This window comes from Streptacidiphilus melanogenes (genome assembly GCF_000787835.1).
GTDB classification, from domain to species: domain Bacteria; phylum Actinomycetota; class Actinomycetes; order Streptomycetales; family Streptomycetaceae; genus Streptacidiphilus; species Streptacidiphilus melanogenes.
The window spans coordinates 29680-45995 of sequence record NZ_BBPP01000048.1 but is presented as its reverse complement, the minus strand read 5'-3'; the positions used below and the strand labels follow the sequence as shown (position 1 = coordinate 45995).

Genomic DNA, 16316 nt, shown 5'->3' with positions numbered 1-16316 from the left:
GCGGGGCGGGCGGGCTTGGGAGCTTGCGCGTGAGACGGTCACGAAGCAGTGCCACCGGCGCGTGGACCTGCGTGGGCAGGCCCGACAGCAGGGCACGAGCGAGGTCGGCCTCGGTGCAGCCGCCCTCCAGCCACGGCGCGACCAGCGGCGCGAGGTTCAGGGCCTCGACCGCGCCGAGGCGCAGGCGCGGCTCCGGACGCAGGACCCGGAACAGCGTCGCCGCCGCCTCGCGGACCTCCGGCGCGTCCGCTTCCAGAGCAGGCGCGACCGGCCCGGTGTGCGCGGGCGCCCCGCCGCCCGCCGTCGACTCGTCGGCCGGAGCAGTGGTGGTGTCGGGTGTGGTGTCCCGCCCGCCCTCCCCGTTTCCGGGCAGGCCGGACCGCACCGCCCCGTCGGTGGGGACGATGGGGCGGGGGTGGGAGGGTTCTTTGACCAGGTCCTTTGGAAGGCCGCCAGGACGACTGGCCGTCCAGCGACCGGAGCCCGCGACCTTGGCAGCCGGAGCGGGCAGCGGCTGCGGGGTGTCGTAGACGTGGGACTCGCTGACCACCGTGCCGTCGGCCTGTCGGACCTTCTCCACTCGGTAGTACCCGGCGTGCGTGAGCTCGCGCAGCGCCTTGCCGACCGCGGTGCGGCCCTGCGGGCTGGAGTCGGCCATCTGTCGGCCGTCCTCCCGCCAGCCGTCCGGGCGGGAGAGCAGGTCCGCCAGCAGACCGCGGGCTGTGTAGGACAGGCGGCGGTCCTGCAGGAGGTAATTGGGCAGGGCGGTGAAGCCGCGCACATGGCGGCTACGATGAACGTGCATCCGGAGCTTCATCTCCTGGTGCCGGACCCCGGAGCGTTGGCGCGCTGCCGGGGTCGCCTTATTCGGTTGGTGGACCAGCGACGCTACTACATACACCATGCCCAATCACCTCCTTCCGCAGAGACTGTGATCACACGTCAGACGGCGCTATCGTGCGCGCTGACGGTGATCGTCTGAATCGTCGAAGACACCCTCGTGGTCCCCGGGGCCTACGCGGTACTGCGGCTCAAGCCGGGGCGAGGCAGGAGCGCGGCACACGGGCGAGGACGGCTCGTACTACGGCCCTGGCGGATCTCGCGGCCTCGGCCGCGGACCGGACGCAGGCCGCATGACCGTTCGCCAGCGCAGACGTCATGGGCGCGACGAAATCCAGGACTGGCCGGCGGACTGACAGAGCTCGCAGACCCGGGACGGCGAATGCCGTCTCTGCCAGTCGCAGCTTGAAGCGGGACGGTCCATGCGCCATAGCAACGGACGCACGCAGGCCGTCCGCCTCCGCAGCCAGCTCCCATGACAGGGACTCGTGGAGGAAGACGCCCAGCATCGGTGCGCCGACCAACCGGAATCGCGTCAGCGTGTGCGCCTGCGGTCCACGGCCATTGCGGGCGCGCGCCCGACGGGCCGCGATGGATGTCGGGCAGCCGCAGGGGGTGCCGCGTCGGTGGTCGTTGGCGAGGAACACCTGACCGTCGCAGTGGTGGGCGAGTCCGGTCCGGTCCCAGAGCCGCATCTCACTACGGATGTGGGACGGGGAGTCGACGACGACGTCGACCTCAGCGGCATCGGTGAGAACCTCGAAGCTGTTGCCCGCCGACGGGCACGTCTGGACGCTTCCCCCGAGCAGTTCCGCCGTTGCGTCGGCCACGGGCTGCAGGTTCGTGGTGACACACCAGGTGGAAAGCGGGTCGGGGAGCGACCCGGTGATCCGGACGGAGCGGAATGTCCCTACCGGCACGCCGTCGGCAGACGGGTTTGTCGGTCCGGACAGGGCTGCGGAACGGGCGGCGGAATTGTTGGGGTGGAGAGGGCGAAGCAGCGTCAAACTGAGGGCCTTTCGCTGGGGGCAGGTGACGTAAAGCGGAGGGCTAACGTAGTGGCGACGCGGCTCGCGACCTAATTGGCGATCGTGGAGATTGCGGGGCGGTTGCTTCGCCGTCGGGCCCAGACCGTAGGCGGATTGCAGCCGGAAACCTAAAAGGGAGCCGCGGGACGGCCGGGCCACACGTGGTGCTTCGGGGCTTAGCTCAGGTCGCCGGCGACTCGGCGACTGCGGCTCGGGTGGGCATGCTGAGTGGCTTGGCGCCTGGAGGCACGCGCTGCGCCGTGTGCTCCGCCAATGCGGCGATGGTGCCGTGGGGCACTCCGACTGGCGGGGAAATCCCAGGTCAGGCCCGGAAAGAGCTGAGCGTCATGCTCTGCTGAAGACGCGGGCGGCAGCCAGGCCGGCGGAGCTGCCCAGGCCATGCGTCAGGGGCGACGCGGCGGCGGCTTGCGCGGCGCGCTGGAGGACCGCAGTTGGGCGGTCGAGCATCCGTGACTCCAGGGGCAGGCGGGACTGGTGGTGCATCTGGGGGTGAAGAGATGGACTAACTACCTTCGACTGAAGGCGCGGATGTGTCAAGAGAGCGCATGCCACCTGTAATTGATGTTATGCAATCGTTATCGAGATTGCCGCGAAAGGTGACAAGCCGGTCAGGCTCCAGGTCAACCTTGCGACTCGCCGAGATGTGCCCTCGTGCTTCCCGCCCACTGAGGATCGAGTCGCTCGGCGACATCCACATGGTTGCCCTTGCGGCCTACCGGCGAGACTTTCACCTCCTCCAGTACGGTCACGAGGAACTCACGCTTCCGATTGATGTCCCATGTCGACCAAGGACTCCCGTCAGCGATCGGGTCGTCGGTGGGCAGGAACCACTCCGAGGGCAGGGCAACCTCGTCGGAGTCACGAGTGTTGAGCTCCGCGATAGTGGCCAAGAGCTGCTGCTCTGTCGCCTGGAGACGGCGGTTGCTGTCCCGGTAGACCGCGGTCATCGTGGGGCCGTCGAAGTCGCCCGCCTCGCGGTCGGCGGCCAGCGTGCGGAGAGCCGCCTGCACGTGCTCCAGTTCCTTCTCGGCTGCAGCCTTCTGCTCCCGCGTCTCCTCCGAGCGGTGCTGATTGGCGAAGCGCTTGGCCACCGCCTGGAGGACGGCCCGGTCGGCCTGATCCTGCGGGTCGAGAGCAGCCAGGCGTCGGAAGGCCATCCGGGGAACCACGTCGTCGACCTGGGCCATCGTCACGCCCTGGCTGTGCCGGGCCGCGTTGAGGGGCCCGCCGGGGCCGGTGTTGCAGGTGTAGAAGGCGTAGCGCGACCCCTTGCCCGGATTGGACTGCAGCGGTCGCCCGCACACGGCGCAACGCAGGATGCCGAGACGAGTGAAGAGGCCGGTGGGCGCACCTTCGGGTCGAGGGTTGCGCACCCTCGGGGCCTTGGCGTCATGACCCTGGATCATCTGGAGTTCCCACCACTCCTCACGGGAGATGATCCCCTCGTGGAGCGAGACGGGGCTTCCGTCCTCGCCATAGAGGATGCCGTGCGTGGCTGTGACGGCCCGCCGACGGGTCTTGCCGTCGGTGTCCTTCTCAAGCCGAGTGAAGGGCTCCACCGAGTACCCGGCGATCTGCGGATCCCGGAGAATTCCGCGGACCGTCGCGACGAGCCACGCGCTCTTGCCGGTCGGCGTCGGAATCTTGGCCTTCGTGAGCCGCGCTGCGATCTCGCGCCGATCGAGGCGGTCCTTGACCGTCCACTTCACCATCTTCCGGACGATCGGAGCGGTGTCCGGATCGGGCTCCAGCTTCCGCACCTTGACTCCGTCGACCAGCACGGGCGTGATGCGCATGCCGTACGGCGCGCGCCCGGTGACGTGCCCGCCGCGCTTGCGTGCCTGGGCGTGGGTGCCAGTGATGAACTCCGACTTCTGGTTGGACTCCTGCTGCGCGAGGGCGGCGGTCAGCCCGAGGATCGCCTGCCCGACGGGGTTGCTCGGGTCGGTGTCGAGCCACGGCTCGGTCGCGGACACGAGCCGTGTGCCGTGCTTCCGGAACTCGTCGATGATGCTTAGCACGTCGAGGGCGCCCTTGCGCGACAAGCGCGACAGGGCGAAGACGATGACCACGTCCAGCTTCCCCGCTCGGACTTCGCGCATCATGGCGTCGTAGCCGGGGCGTTTGACGGTGTTGGACCAGCCAGAGACACCGATGTCCGCGAAGACGTGCTCCGAACTGACGTGCCATGAGCCGTGCGCCGGCGACTGCACCTGGTGCAAGGCGGTGTCCAACTGGGCGCGGGGAGAGCCCTGCGAGTCGTCCTCGCGTGCCCGGCTCTGCCGGATCAGGACGCCGACACGGACGCTGTCGGGACCTGCTGTCCGTGGGTGCGGCAGCGCACTCGCCATGGCAGCCTCGATGATGGGCACCCACTCGTCGGGGCAGTGCAGTTCGGGCGTGGTCTCCATGTCGGCGACATTACTAGACATCGGGTGGGTATCTAAGGAATTCCTGATCCAGGGGTTCTACGACCGGATGACGCACGAGCACCTGGTCGACGCCCGCGCCCGGATGGAAGGCAGGACCGACTTCGCGGAGCGCTTGGCCATCGCTCTGGAGTCCTGGATCGACTGCGCGGCGCCGTACCACGAGTTCGCGGCGCAGTTCTTCCGGACGGCGGCCGACCCGAACAGCGCGCTGAGCCCCTTCTCCAACGAGTCCCACCCGGCCCGCGCCACGGCCGTTCAGCTCTTCCGCGAGGTGCTCGACGGCTCGGACCTCGCCCCGAAGATCGACCCCGAGCTGGACGAACTGCTGCCCGACCTGCTCTGGCTGCACCTCATGGTCGTCGTCCTGTACTGGGTCTTCGACCGCACCGACGACACCGAGCGGACCCGCGCCTTCGTGCAGCGCTGCTCGCCGTTCGTCGCCAAGCTCGTCACCCTGTCGCGCTACCGGGTCTTCCGCCCGCTGGTCCGCGACGCGGTGGACATGGTCAAGGAGTTCGTTCTGCCGACCATCGGCAAGACCACCGCCTCCCGCGCGGCCCAGCCCGCCGCCCCCGAGGCCAAGACCAAGCGCGGACGGCGCGCCAAAGCCTGACCCGACGTCACCGCCTGCGCACCCGACCGCAGCGGGCACAGGAAGTCGGGTGCCGGGTGGGCGAGGATTCCTAGGGTCGATGACGACAAGGAAAGAGCGACGGAAGGACGTCGGTGCTCGAGTCGTTGAACGGCGCCCTGGAGTACGTCGAGGAGCACCTTCGGGAGCCGATCGACGTCGGCGAGTTGGCGCGGATCGCGCTGACCTCGGAGTACCACCTGCGGCGGATGTTCTCCGCGCTGGCCGGGATGCCGCTGTCGGAGTACGTCCGGCGCCGGCGGCTGACGATGGCCGGGGCCGAGGTCGTGGCCGGGGAGCGGACGTTGCTCGACATCGCGGTGCGCTACGGCTACGGCTCGGGGGAGGCGTTCGCGCGGGCGTTCCGTGCGATGCACGGGGTGGGGCCCGGCGAGGCGCGCAGAGGCGGCCTCGCATTGCAGTCGCAGCCGCGGATGTCCTTCCGGCTCGTCGTCGAGGGAAGGAGTCTCATGCAGTACCGGATCGTGACGAAGGAGCAGTTCGCGGTGGTGGGGCGGATGGCCACCGTTCCGCAGATCCACCAGGGCGTGAACCCGCACATCATGGAGATGATCAAGGCGATCGAGCCGGACACCATGGCCAGGATCGCCGCGCTGTCGGACCAGGAGCCGAGCGGGGTCGTCTCGGTCACGCTGCCGCACGACGAGGAGAACCACGAGGAGGGCAGCCCGCTCGACTACTACCACGCGGTCGTCGCCGGCCCGGAGAGCGCGCGGGGCGAGGCCGCAGCCGGGCTGGACGTGCTGATGCAGGAGGCGGGCCTGTGGGCGGTGTTCACCGCGATCGGCGAGTTCCCCGGGGCGCTGCAGCGGATGTGGGGCGACGTCTACAGCGAGTGGTTCCCGTCCAACCCCTACCGGCACCGGCCGGGGCCGACGCTGCTGAAGGTCGGCGCCGACCCTGACGGCGGCGGTGCGCTCGCGGAGCTCTGGGTCGCCGTCGAGCCGGAGGACTGAGCGCGCAGGGCCGAGCGCCGAGGACCGAGCACCGAGGGCCGAGTGCCGAGGGCCTAGTACCGAGGACCGGGCGCGGCGGACCGGGCGCGGGGCCTCGGCCGCGCCGTGGCATGCTGCACGGGTGAACGACCAGCCTGACCCGCGCCGCAGCCGGAACCCGATCGGCGCCCATGTGCCCGTCGCCGCGCGCGGGCTCGTGGGCACCGGCCTCGCCTACGCCGAGAGGATAGGGGCGGAGGCGGTCCAGGTCTTCGTCGCCAACCCGCGCGGCTGGGCCACGCCCGCCGGGGACCCGGCGCAGGACCGTGCCTTCCGCGAGCAGTGCGAGCAGCGGGACCTCCCCGTCTACGTGCACGCGCCCTATCTGATCAACTTCGGCTCGAACACCGCGGCGACCCGCGAGCGCTCCGCGGAGTCGCTGCGGCACTCCCTGGTGCGCGGGCGGGCGATCGGGGCGCGGGGCGTCGTCGTCCACACCGGCTCGGCCGTCGGTTCGGGACGGAGGGCGGAGGCGATGGCGCAGGTGCGGGCGGACGTGCTGCCGCTGCTGGACCAGGCGGAGGCGGCCGACCTGCCGCCCCTGCTGCTGGAACCCACGGCCGGTCAGGGCGAGTCGCTCTGCTCGCGGATCGAGGATCTCGCCGAGTACGCGGCCGCGTTGGACTTCCACCCGAGGCTCGGCGTCTGCCTCGACACCTGCCACGTCTTCGCCGCCGGGCACGACCTCGCCGCGCCGGGCGGCGTCCTCGCGGCGCTGGACCTGCTGGAGAAGACCTTCGGGCCGGACCGGTTGAAGCTGATCCACGCCAACGACAGCAAGGACGTCGTCGGGGCGCGCAAGGACCGCCACGCGAACATCGGTGACGGTCGGATCGGCGCGGGGCCCTTCGCCGACCTCTTCCGCCATCCGGCCACGGCGGGCGTGCCGCTCATCCTGGAGACCCCGGACCGCAGCGCGGCCCCGGGCTTCGGTCACGCCGAGGACGTGCTGACGCTGAGACGGCTGCGCGGGGACGCGTAGGCGCGGAGCGCCGGGCCCCTTCCGGTCAGACGTTCGAAGCCGTCAGAAGACGTCCGGGCACCACGGCGCCCGGTCGGTGCGCAGCACGCGCTGGGCGTTGCGCAGGCCGCTTTCCCGTCGCTCCTCCAGGAGCCCCGCCTGCTCCAGCTGGCCCAACGGCTTGTGGCCGAAGTGGACCGCCGCCAACTGGCTGACGTCCAGGGCGAAGTCGACGTCGGTGTCGTCCGCTGCGGCCGGGACACAGCGGCCGGCGCCGTCCTCGGCGGCCTCCAGGACGAAGCGGCCCGGGGTGTAGCCCATGCCGTCCGCGACCTCGAAGACGACGCGGCCGGGCGCGTCGTACGTGCGGGCGGAGAAGGCCTGGGGGACGTCGAGGATGCGCACCCAGAGGAAGTCCCCGGCGCTGTTGTTGTTGTCGACGCAGGCACGCTGGTCGTGCAGGGCGAGCGGCAGCGGGGAATCCGGGGCGAGGTCCCGGACCGCGACGCGCTGGACCCAGTCGACCTGGAGCGCGTAGCGCCACAGCGCGGCCTCCGCCGCCCAGTCGACGGCGAAGTAGTCCCGCACCGTGAGGGTGACGTCCTGCGGCAGCCAGTTGCGCCACTCGTCGTTGACGTCGTAGGCGAGCACGCCCGCCGGGAGGCCGGCCGCGTCGCGGTAGAGGGCGACCAGCGGCTCCGTGAAGCTGCCGCCGGGCTGGGTGATGTCGCCGGTGTCGAGCCGCCACTTGAACGCGTCGCGGGAGACGGCGCCGGGGCGGGTGCGGCGGAAGCGTTCGTGCAGCTCGGGGCCGATCTCGCGGTACTCGGCCATACTGATCAGCTCGATCGTGCCCTCGTCGGAGGCGGCGGGGACGCGGATGCCGCCGGCCGTCCGCTTGTCGATCAGCCTGCCCTGTTGGGCGCTGGCCGGGCCGAAGCCGTAGCGGCCGTAGATGCCGAACTCGGCGGCGATCAGGATGGCGAAGGCCTCGCCGCGGGCGACGGCGGCGTCGAGGTCCTGACGCATCATCCGGGTGAGCAGGCCGCGGCGCCGGTGCGTGGCGGAGACGGTCACGTTGGTGACCGCGTCGGCGACCACGGTCGACCCGCCGGGGAGGGTCAGCTCCATGGCGAAGCTGCGGAAGGTGCCGACGCACCGCTCGCCGTCGAAGGCGCCGAGGGCGCGGCCGAGCTCGAAGCGCTCCCGGTGGTAGTCGGCCCAGCCGTCGCCCATGGCGCGCATGAAACCGGCGTTGAGCGCCTGCCCCCAGGCGGAGAGGTCGCCGTCGCCGACGACACGGATCTCGATCTCGTCCGGCTTTCTCGCCGCCCCGCCCGCACTGGTGCTCTGTCCCATGTTGCGCACTCTAGGAGGCCGCGCCGACGACAGCATCCGATTTCCCGCCTGCGGCGTCGGCCCCACCCTGCTCGCCCCCGACCTCGGCCTGGTGGGACTCCGCCGCGGCGGCGAGGCGGGCGGCCTCGAGGCGGCGGCCGGACCGTCCGCGCATCAGCCGGACGTAACCCCCCGCGGCGACCACGCCGACGATCGCGCAGGTGAGCCAGACCGATCCCGCGCCCCACAGGGTCAGCATGCCGCCGGCGGCCAGCGGGGCCAGGAACGACGACGCCTGCCAGGCCAGCGAGTACGCGCCCTGGTAGCGGCCGCGCCCGTGGACCGGCGACAGCTCCGCGACCAGCGCCTGGTTGACGGGCGTCCAGATGATCTCGCCGACGGTCCAGACCGCGACGCTGAGCGCGTAGACGGCCATGCCGCCCGAGCTCGCGCCGGGGGCGAAGGCGCAGAGCGCCATGCCGAAGCCGAACAGCAGCGAGGCGGCCACCTGGATGCCGGTGCGGCCGCGACCTCGGATCATCCGGGTGGCGGGGATCTGGGCGAGCACGATCAGCACGCCGTTGATCGCGACGACCAGGCCGTAGTCGGTCGCGGAGAATCCCTGGCGGCCCATCACCACGGGCACCGCGACCTGGCCCAGGCCGATCGTCATCGCGATCAGGAAGGTGAGGCCGACCAGCGAGACGAAGGGACCGTCCCGGAAGACGGTACCGAGGCCGACCTGCTCCTCCGGCGTCGAGGAGTCCTGAGTGGCGTCGGCCGGACGCTCGGGGCGCGTCTCCGGGATCCGGAGGAAGACGACGAGCGCGCAGAGCAGCGTGGTGATCGCGTCGCCGTAGAAGAGGAGCAGGTAGCCGTGCGAGGAGAGCACGCCCGCCACGGAGGCCGAGACGGCGAAGCCGATGTTGATGGCCCAGTAGTTGAGCGAGAAGGCCCGGACCCGGTCGGGGCCGGGCACCAGGTCGGCCATGATCGCGGAGATGGCGGGTCGGGCCGCGTTGCTGGTCAGCCCGAGCAGCCCGGCCACCAGCGCGATCAGCGCCGGCGCGGTGGTGTAGCCGAGCAGCACGGTGGTGAGCGCGGCGAGCGACTGTGCCGCGAGCAGCGTCGGACGGCGCCCGAGCCGGTCCGCGAGGACGCCGCCCCCGATCGCCCCGAAGACGCCGCCGAGCCCGAACGCGGACACGACCAGGCCGGCCACTGCGGGCGAGTAGCCGCGGTCGGTGGTCAGGTAGAGGGTGAGAAAGGTGACGACGAAGCTGCCCAGGCGGTTGACCAGCGTGCTGGTCCACAGCCACCAGAAGGTGCGGGGCAGGCCGCCGACGGACTCCCGAAGGGCAGCGCCAAGTCGGGGGAGGCGGGTGGGGACGGCGGTGGTCATATGCGCTCCGACCTCGGCAGGTAAGTGTCAGATCAGCAGGTGGGACATTACTCGGCGATGAGACGGCGGCGCCACCGGATTACGACCTGGACTAGGCTCGTGGCCATGGCTGATGCTCCCTACCGTCTTGTGCTGCTCCGTCACGGCGAGAGCCAGTGGAACGAGAAGAACCTCTTCACCGGCTGGGTCGACGTCGACCTGAACGAGAAGGGCGAGAAGGAGGCCGTACGCGGCGGCGAACTGCTCGCCGCCGAGGGCCTGCTGCCCGATGTGCTGCACACCTCCCTGCTGCGCCGCGCGATCCGCACCGCGCAGATCGCGCTGGACCGCGCGGACCGCCACTGGGTCCCGGTCCACCGCAGCTGGCGCCTGAACGAGCGCCACTACGGCGCGCTCCAGGGCAAGGACAAGGCGCAGACCCTCGCGGAGTTCGGCGAGGAGCAGTTCATGCTGTGGCGCCGCTCGTACGACACCCCGCCGCCCCCGCTCGCCGACGACGCCGAGTACTCCCAGGCCCACGACGTCCGCTACGCGGAGCTGCCGGCGGACATCCGCCCGCGCACCGAGTGCCTCAAGGACGTCGTCCACCGCATGCTGCCGTACTGGTACGACGCGATCGTCCCGGATCTGGCCGCGGGCCGCACGGTTCTGGTCACCGCCCACGGCAACTCGCTGCGCGCGCTGGTCAAGCACCTCGACGACATCTCCGACGAGGCCATCGCCGGCCTCAACATCCCCACCGGCATCCCGCTCCTCTACGAGCTCGACGCCGACTTCAAGCCCCTCACCAAGGGCGGCCGCTACCTCGACCCTGCCGCCGCGGCCGCGGCCATCGAGGCCGTCAAGAACCAGGGCAAGAAGTAACACCTGCGTGATCATGCCCCCCGCCTGCGCGAACAGCGCGGACGGGGGGCTTTTTCGTGCTCGGGGCCGTCCGTGGGCCGTCAGGCCTGCGTGAAAGCTCGCCTGATGAGGCAGGACCGCCGCCGCGGCACGGTGCCAGGCTTGGCCAGGACAAGCCGCCGACGGTCGTGGGCCGCGGACCGGGGGTCTTTGCGACCTGTCCACCGGCGGTTCGCTGCCGGCACCCGCTCGGGGTTCCCGCTTCCACGGCTGCCGCCGGAGTTTCAGGAGACGAGTGTGGCGTTTTCCGACTGGGATCCGTACGTTGAGCTGCTCGAACGGATGTGGGACGCGGCCGACGGGTGGCGGTCCGCGGCCACGTTCGCGCAGTTGGAGGAGCAGATCCGGTGGGCCTGCCCGGAGCTGGTCGGCGGCGACTCGGCGAGCAGTGTCGGGGAGTACGGCTTCGCCGCCCTGGCGGACGCGCTTGCCGAGGACGATCCGGACCAGGACCGTGTGGCAGCCCGGATCAAGTTCGCCGCGCTGTCCCGGCCGGCCGTGGACCATGGTCTGTCGGCCGAATGGTCGGGCCACTTCGTGAGTGAGACGGCGGAAGGCCATCTGGTCTACTCCGATCAGCGCTTCGCCGGGCCGGACGCCTGGCGGCCGGTCGATTCGGCGGTTGCGGAGGACGCTGTGGACGAGGAGTCCCGGCTCTCCCGGGACGAGGCTTCCGGGCTGCTCTACGACGCCGAGCGCTGGTACCTGGAGGACGGCGTCACCGTCGTGGAGCCGGTCCTGGACAACCCCGGCTATGCGCGTGACCGGGACGGCAACCTGTACCACCGCGGCGAGCCCGCCGATCCGGCGACGATGCTCTTCGACCGCGAGTCCGGCCGGTGGCGCCGTGCCACGGATTCAGGGGAGTACGAGTACCACCACGAGGCGGACCAGGTCTGGGAGCGCCCGGGTGAGCACGGTCTGTGGCTCCGCCTCCACGACGGGACCGGCCAGTGGCTGCCGTACGACGCGCCATCACAGACCTGGTTGTACGGCGATCAATGGCTGGCCGGCGACCTCGTCGGTTCCGCGCCTTCCCTGCCCGAGGAGGAGACGACGCGACTGACCCGGGAACGGGACACGGCGTTGCGGGCCGCCATCGCGGACGTGCGGGCCGCGGGCCTGGGGCCGGAGGCCGTCACGGACGCCGAGATCGAAGCTCTGTTCGACCAGCGGGTGCTCGCCGCCCTGAGCGGTGAGGCGCGGTGACGCGCGGGATGCCGGTCACGCGGCGGATTGAGGAGGGGTGATGTTCGGCAGCAGGGCACACGACCCGGGTTCCGGCGACGACGCGACGGACCCGGGGGACGGCGGCGGGACGGACCAGCGGAACGACCCGCAGCGGGCGGAGGAAGCCGGGCGAACACTGCCGCAGCTCCTGCCGGACCACCTGGTCCGGCAGGTCCTGGAGTACGTCATGCCGCGAGCCGATGCGCTGTCCGGTGGCCTGACCGGTCATCAGCAGAACGCGCTCGGCCAGTCGGGCCTCACCGCGGCGTACACGCAGATAGCCACGAGTTCGAGTTCCATCGCGTCCGGCAGCAGTCAATCCGCGGTCGGCACTTCGTCCCAGCCGGATTCGGTCACCACCGCTTTCCATGAGCAGGCTCTTCCTATGACCATCGGCGTCATCGTGGTGAACACCCTGCAGGGGAGCACGGGAAACGTCGCCGGCTGGCAGGCGAAGGAAATCATAGTCTTCGTGGAGGACGAAAGCTCCGCGGTCTTCAATGTGCATAATTCGTACACTTCTGACTGGCTTGCGGCGGATGAGCAGCGGATTGACATGCATCTGCTGTCGACCAGTGCGATCAAGTCCAACCTAATGACAAGGAACGGGGACGAATACCACTGCGTTTTCACGCAGGTTTTCAAAAGGAAGCGCACCGGCGAGGACGACGCGCGAGCCCAGCGTATCGGAAATTCCGCCTTCGAAATCAGGCACACCGTCAAGTGGCAAAACAACCAATGGGAGTATCGCACCACCAAGAAGCCCATCGATCTCGGTACCGTGGCCCCGGGGAACGGCGGGGCGGACAGCGACTGGCGGCGCGTTCCTATCTGAGGGGGCCGGTCGGCGCCGTGGGGTGGGAGGCGGGTGGACAACGCACGACGCCGTGGGCGACGGGGCCGCACGGCGTCGTGAAGGAGCGTCAGGGACGGGATGACGCTCCGAGGTGTGGGTGGGGGAGCGGCCCGTCAGTGTGAGCAGCAGCCTCCGCCGCACTGGCAGGTGCCGCCGGACTGGCAGCCGCAGCCGCAGCCCGAGCCGCAGCCGCAGGCGGCGAGCAGCGGCAGCCTGGTGACCTCGGCCGACGGTGACGCGGTCGTTCCCGCCTCCGGGGCAGTCTGGGCCTTCGAGAGAGTCTGGGTCATCGAGACTGGTCCTCCTCGTGCCTGTCCAGGCCCGCCTGGTCGGCGGGCCTGTCTGTCTCCCAGTGAAGAGTCCCGTGTACGGAGCGTCAACGGGCGTACGGGAACACCCGTACGCCCGTTCGCGCGCCCCCACTGCAGGGGGCTTGACGGTCAGGACTCGTCGCCGGGCTCCGGGACGAAGTCGTCCGCGTGCTCGCCGGTGACCAGGAAGACGACGCGCTTGGCCACCGAGACCGCGTGGTCGGCGAAGCGCTCGTAGTAGCGGCCGCACAGGGTGACGTCGACGGCGGTCTCGACACCGTGGTGCCAGCGGTCGTCCAGCAGGTGGGCGAAGAGCTCGCGGTGCAGCTCGTCCATGCGGTCGTCGTCGCGCTCCAGCTCGAGCGCCGCCTCGACGTCCTTGGTGGCGATGACCTGGCCGGCCTTGGCGATCAGGCGCTGGGCCAGCTGGCCCATCTCCAGAATGATCGGGTGCAGGTCGGACGGGACCGCCGAGTCCGGGTAGCGCAGGCGGGCCAGCTTGGCCACGTGGCGGGCCAGGTCGCCGCTGCGCTCCAGGTCCGCGCTCATCCGGAGCGAGGTGACCACGATGCGCAGGTCGGTGGCGACCGGCTGCTGGCGGGCCAGCAGGGCGATGGAGCGGTTCTCCAGGTCGTGGTGGAGCTGGTCCAGCTTCTCGTCGGCGGCGATCACGCTCTCCGCCAGCTCCAGGTCGGCGTCGAGCAGCGCCGTGGTGGCCCGGCCCATCGCGGAGCCGGCCAGGCGGGCCAGCTCCACCAGGCCGTCGCTGATCGAGTCGAGTTCCTCGTGGTACGAGTCGCGCATGCTGCAGTCATCCCTCCTGGACGGGTGTTCGCCTACCATTCTGGGCTGCCCGGACGACCCGGGCCCGCAACCGGAGTGAATCAGCGGAGACGTGAAGGTGAATTCTCGGCGACCTCCGGCTGAGCGCATTGTCCTGGGGTTACGGCTGGTCACCGACGTGCGCTTACGCTGATTGGCATGGATGTGAACGTGGCCGCCGCCTCCGTGAGCGCGCTCGTCGGGCTCGGAGTCGGCCTCACCGCCGCGCTCGCCTTCCGCTGGAGCGAGAAGGAACACCGGCCCGCCAAGCGCAGCGACCAGCAGGAGGAACCGGCCCTGCCGCCCGGCGTGGACACCGTGCTGTCGGTGCTGCGCTCCTGCGCCGTCGTGCTGGACGAGAGCGATCAGGTGATCAAGGCGAGCTCCGCCGCCTACGCCCTCGGACTGGTGCGCGGTGGGGCGATCGCCGTCGACGCGATCCTCGCCATGGCCCGGCTCACCCGCCGCGACGGGGAGATACGCCAGGCGGATCTCGACATTCCCAGACGCGCGAGCGGCGGCGGCGAGGTGCTCGCGGTCTCGGTCCGGGTGGCTCCACTGGGCTCCCGGCTGGTCCTGGTCCTGGTCGAGGACCTGACCGAGGCCAGACGGATCGAGGCGGTGCGCCGCGACTTCGTCGCCAACGTCTCGCACGAGCTGAAGACCCCGGTCGGCGCGCTCTCGCTGCTCTCCGAGGCCGTCCAGGACGCCAGCGACGACCCGGAGGCGGTGCGCCGCTTCGCGGGCCGGATGCTGATCGAGTCCGCGCGCCTGACCAACCTGGTCCAGGAGATCATCGAGCTCTCCCGGGTCCAGGACGACGTGCGCCTGGTCGACGCCGAGATGGTGCCGATCGACGAGCTGGTCGCCGAGGCGATGGACCGCTGCCGCCACCAGGCCGCCGCGAAGCAGATCACCATGGCCGCCGGCGGCATCGCCGGACTCCAGCTCTACGGCAACCGCGGGCAGCTCGCCGCGGCCCTCGGCAACCTGGTCGAGAACGCCGTGAACTACAGCCCCGCCCGGACCCGGGTGGCCATCGCCGCCCGCAAGGTGCCCGGCGGCAAGCAGAGCCTGGTCGAGATATCCGTCACCGACCAGGGCGTAGGCATCTCCGAGAAGGACCGCGACCGGATCTTCGAGCGCTTCTACCGGGTCGATCCGGCCCGGTCCCGCGCGACCGGCGGCACCGGCCTCGGCCTCTCCATCGTCAAGCACGTCGCCGCCTCCCACGGCGGCAGCGTGGCGGTGTGGAGCGTCGAAGGCCAGGGCTCGACGTTCACCCTGCGCCTTCCCGCGGGTAGGAACGACGAGGCCGCCGCACGCGCTGCTCACTTCGCCGGCGATGACACCGACTGTGACATCGACGGTGACGTCGACGCCGGGGGTGACGCCGCCGAAGAGACCGTCGTGCTCCCCGACGACCTGACCGCCGATCCCACTCACCCCACAGCTCCCACCACCACCCCTGCCGCCCCGGAGGCCATGCCGTGACCCGTGTGCTTGTCGTCGAGGACGAGGAGTCGTTCAGCGACGCCCTCTCCTACATGCTGCGTAAGGAGGGCTTCGAGGTGGCCATCGCCGCCACCGGCCCCGACGCCCTGGATCAATTCGAGCGCAACGGCGCCGACCTGGTGCTGCTCGACCTGATGCTGCCCGGCCTCCCCGGCACCGAGGTCTGCCGCCAGCTGCGGGCCAAGTCCTCCGTGCCGGTGATCATGGTCACGGCCAAGGACAGCGAGATCGACAAGGTCGTCGGCCTGGAGATAGGGGCTGACGACTACGTCACCAAGCCCTACTCCACCCGCGAGCTGGTCGCCCGCATCCGCGCGGTGCTGCGCCGCCGCGGCGAGACCGAGGAGGCCAGCGGCGGCCCCGGCGCGCTGGAGGCCGGACCGGTCCGCATGGACGTCGACCGCCACGTGGTCACCGTCGACGGCGCCAAGGTCGACCTGCCGCTGAAGGAGTTCGACCTGCTGGAGATGCTGCTGCGCAACGCGGGCCGGGTGCTCACCCGCATGCAGCTGATCGACCGGGTCTGGGGCGCGGACTACGTCGGCGACACCAAGACCCTCGACGTCCACGTCAAGCGCCTGCGCGCGAAGATCGAGCCGGACCCGGGCGCGCCGCGCTACCTGGTGACCGTGCGCGGTCTGGGCTACAAGTTCGAGCCCTGATCGGCCCACTCCCCGCCGAAGTTCACCCGAGCAGAGGGTTCACTCGAAAGAGGCCGGGGCGGCACCGCTCGTGCGGTGCCGCCCCGGCCTCTTCGCATGTTCGGCGGGTCCGGCGCGTCGACGGCTTTGACGTTCTTCAGCGCCGGACCGCCGGGGTCAGCGCGTGGCGCTCGCCGACGGCGAGGTCTTGGGCTCGCCCGGCTTCTTGGTGGTGTGCGCGGCGGCCGAGGCGGAGATCGTCGGCGAGGCGCCGCCGGTCGGCGAGGCGCCGCCGGTCGGCAGGCCGCTCGGCAGACCACCCGGGGTCACCGTCGGGGACGGGGCCGCCGGCGGGACCGGGGCGTACAG

General features: G+C 70.9%; 15 protein-coding genes and 1 pseudogene. 8 read left to right on the top strand and 8 right to left on the bottom strand.

Annotated features, from left to right (window positions below):
• The 3 genes from TR49_RS44205 to TR49_RS33750 form a co-directional block, all read right to left on the bottom strand.
• A partial coding sequence (locus tag TR49_RS44205; protein WP_160311685.1) for a hypothetical protein occupies window positions 1-805 on the bottom strand: 805 nt, incomplete at its 3' end.
• 226 nt (window positions 806-1031) lie between these two features.
• Window positions 1032-1760 carry a recombination directionality factor gene (locus TR49_RS46880; RefSeq protein WP_369405357.1) on the bottom strand — a complete coding sequence of 243 codons (729 nt, stop codon included), beginning with the start codon at window positions 1758-1760 and terminating at the stop codon, window positions 1032-1034.
• Window positions 1761-2509: 749 nt separating this feature from the next.
• Window positions 2510-4300 carry a recombinase family protein gene (locus tag TR49_RS33750; RefSeq protein WP_052434874.1) on the bottom strand — a complete coding sequence of 597 codons (1791 nt, stop codon included), beginning with the start codon at window positions 4298-4300 and terminating at the stop codon, window positions 2510-2512.
• On the opposite strand from TR49_RS33750, the gene TR49_RS33745 reads away from it, so the two are divergent.
• The 3 genes from TR49_RS33745 (at window position 4299) to TR49_RS33735 (ending at window position 6950) form a co-directional block, all read left to right on the top strand.
• Window positions 4299-4934, top strand: coding sequence for a TetR/AcrR family transcriptional regulator (locus TR49_RS33745; protein WP_236653645.1), 636 nt, complete (start codon window positions 4299-4301; stop codon window positions 4932-4934). The genes TR49_RS33750 and TR49_RS33745 overlap by 2 nt on opposite strands.
• 113 nt (window positions 4935-5047) lie before the next feature.
• Entirely contained in the window at window positions 5048-5929 is an 882-nt protein-coding gene (locus TR49_RS33740; RefSeq protein ID WP_042388643.1) for an AraC family transcriptional regulator, read from the top strand.
• Between the two features lie 121 nt (window positions 5930-6050).
• Window positions 6051-6950 carry a deoxyribonuclease IV gene (locus TR49_RS33735; protein WP_042388642.1) on the top strand — a complete coding sequence of 300 codons (900 nt, stop codon included), beginning with the start codon at window positions 6051-6053 and terminating at the stop codon, window positions 6948-6950.
• A gap of 42 nt (window positions 6951-6992) precedes the next feature.
• Here TR49_RS33735 and TR49_RS33730 read toward each other — a convergent pair whose 3' ends face one another.
• Both TR49_RS33730 and TR49_RS33725 read right to left on the bottom strand, forming a co-directional pair.
• Window positions 6993-8288: a GNAT family N-acetyltransferase gene (locus TR49_RS33730; protein WP_042388666.1), complete on the bottom strand. Its 1296-nt coding sequence runs from the start codon at window positions 8286-8288 to the stop codon at window positions 6993-6995.
• Between the two features lie 10 nt (window positions 8289-8298).
• On the bottom strand, window positions 8299-9669 hold the full coding sequence (locus TR49_RS33725) for an MDR family MFS transporter (protein ID WP_063770238.1): 1371 nt from the start codon (window positions 9667-9669) through the stop codon (window positions 8299-8301).
• Between the two features lie 105 nt (window positions 9670-9774).
• Between TR49_RS33725 and TR49_RS33720 the strand changes: the two genes are divergently transcribed.
• The 3 genes from TR49_RS33720 to TR49_RS33710 all read left to right on the top strand — a co-directional run bounded on the left by TR49_RS33720 (window position 9775) and on the right by TR49_RS33710 (window position 12637).
• Window positions 9775-10533, top strand: coding sequence for a phosphoglyceromutase (locus tag TR49_RS33720; RefSeq protein ID WP_042388663.1), 759 nt, complete (start codon window positions 9775-9777; stop codon window positions 10531-10533).
• A gap of 276 nt (window positions 10534-10809) precedes the next feature.
• Window positions 10810-11781, top strand: a complete 972-nt coding sequence (locus TR49_RS33715; RefSeq protein ID WP_042388640.1) for a hypothetical protein — start codon at window positions 10810-10812, stop codon at window positions 11779-11781.
• Window positions 11782-11821: 40 nt separating this feature from the next.
• Window positions 11822-12637, top strand: coding sequence for a hypothetical protein (locus TR49_RS33710; protein ID WP_042388639.1), 816 nt, complete (start codon window positions 11822-11824; stop codon window positions 12635-12637).
• 134 nt (window positions 12638-12771) lie between these two features.
• Here TR49_RS33710 and TR49_RS44200 read toward each other — a convergent pair whose 3' ends face one another.
• Window positions 12772-12948, bottom strand: coding sequence for a hypothetical protein (locus tag TR49_RS44200; RefSeq protein WP_160311683.1), 177 nt, complete (start codon window positions 12946-12948; stop codon window positions 12772-12774).
• 150 nt (window positions 12949-13098) lie between these two features.
• Window positions 13099-13773, bottom strand: coding sequence for a phosphate signaling complex protein PhoU (gene phoU / locus TR49_RS33705; protein ID WP_042388638.1), 675 nt, complete (start codon window positions 13771-13773; stop codon window positions 13099-13101).
• 177 nt (window positions 13774-13950) lie between these two features.
• Here phoU and TR49_RS33700 point away from each other — a divergent pair, with 177 nt between their 5' ends.
• Entirely contained in the window at window positions 13951-15285 is a 1335-nt protein-coding gene (locus TR49_RS33700; protein WP_042388636.1) for a sensor histidine kinase, read from the top strand.
• A gap of 5 nt (window positions 15286-15290) precedes the next feature.
• Window positions 15291-15968, top strand: a complete 678-nt coding sequence (gene phoP, locus TR49_RS33695; RefSeq protein WP_500799095.1) for a two-component system response regulator PhoP — start codon at window positions 15291-15293, stop codon at window positions 15966-15968.
• Between the two features lie 156 nt (window positions 15969-16124).
• Here the strand turns inward: phoP and TR49_RS44195 are convergent.
• Window positions 16125-16316: pseudogene (locus tag TR49_RS44195) on the bottom strand (DUF461 domain-containing protein); the annotation flags it as partial.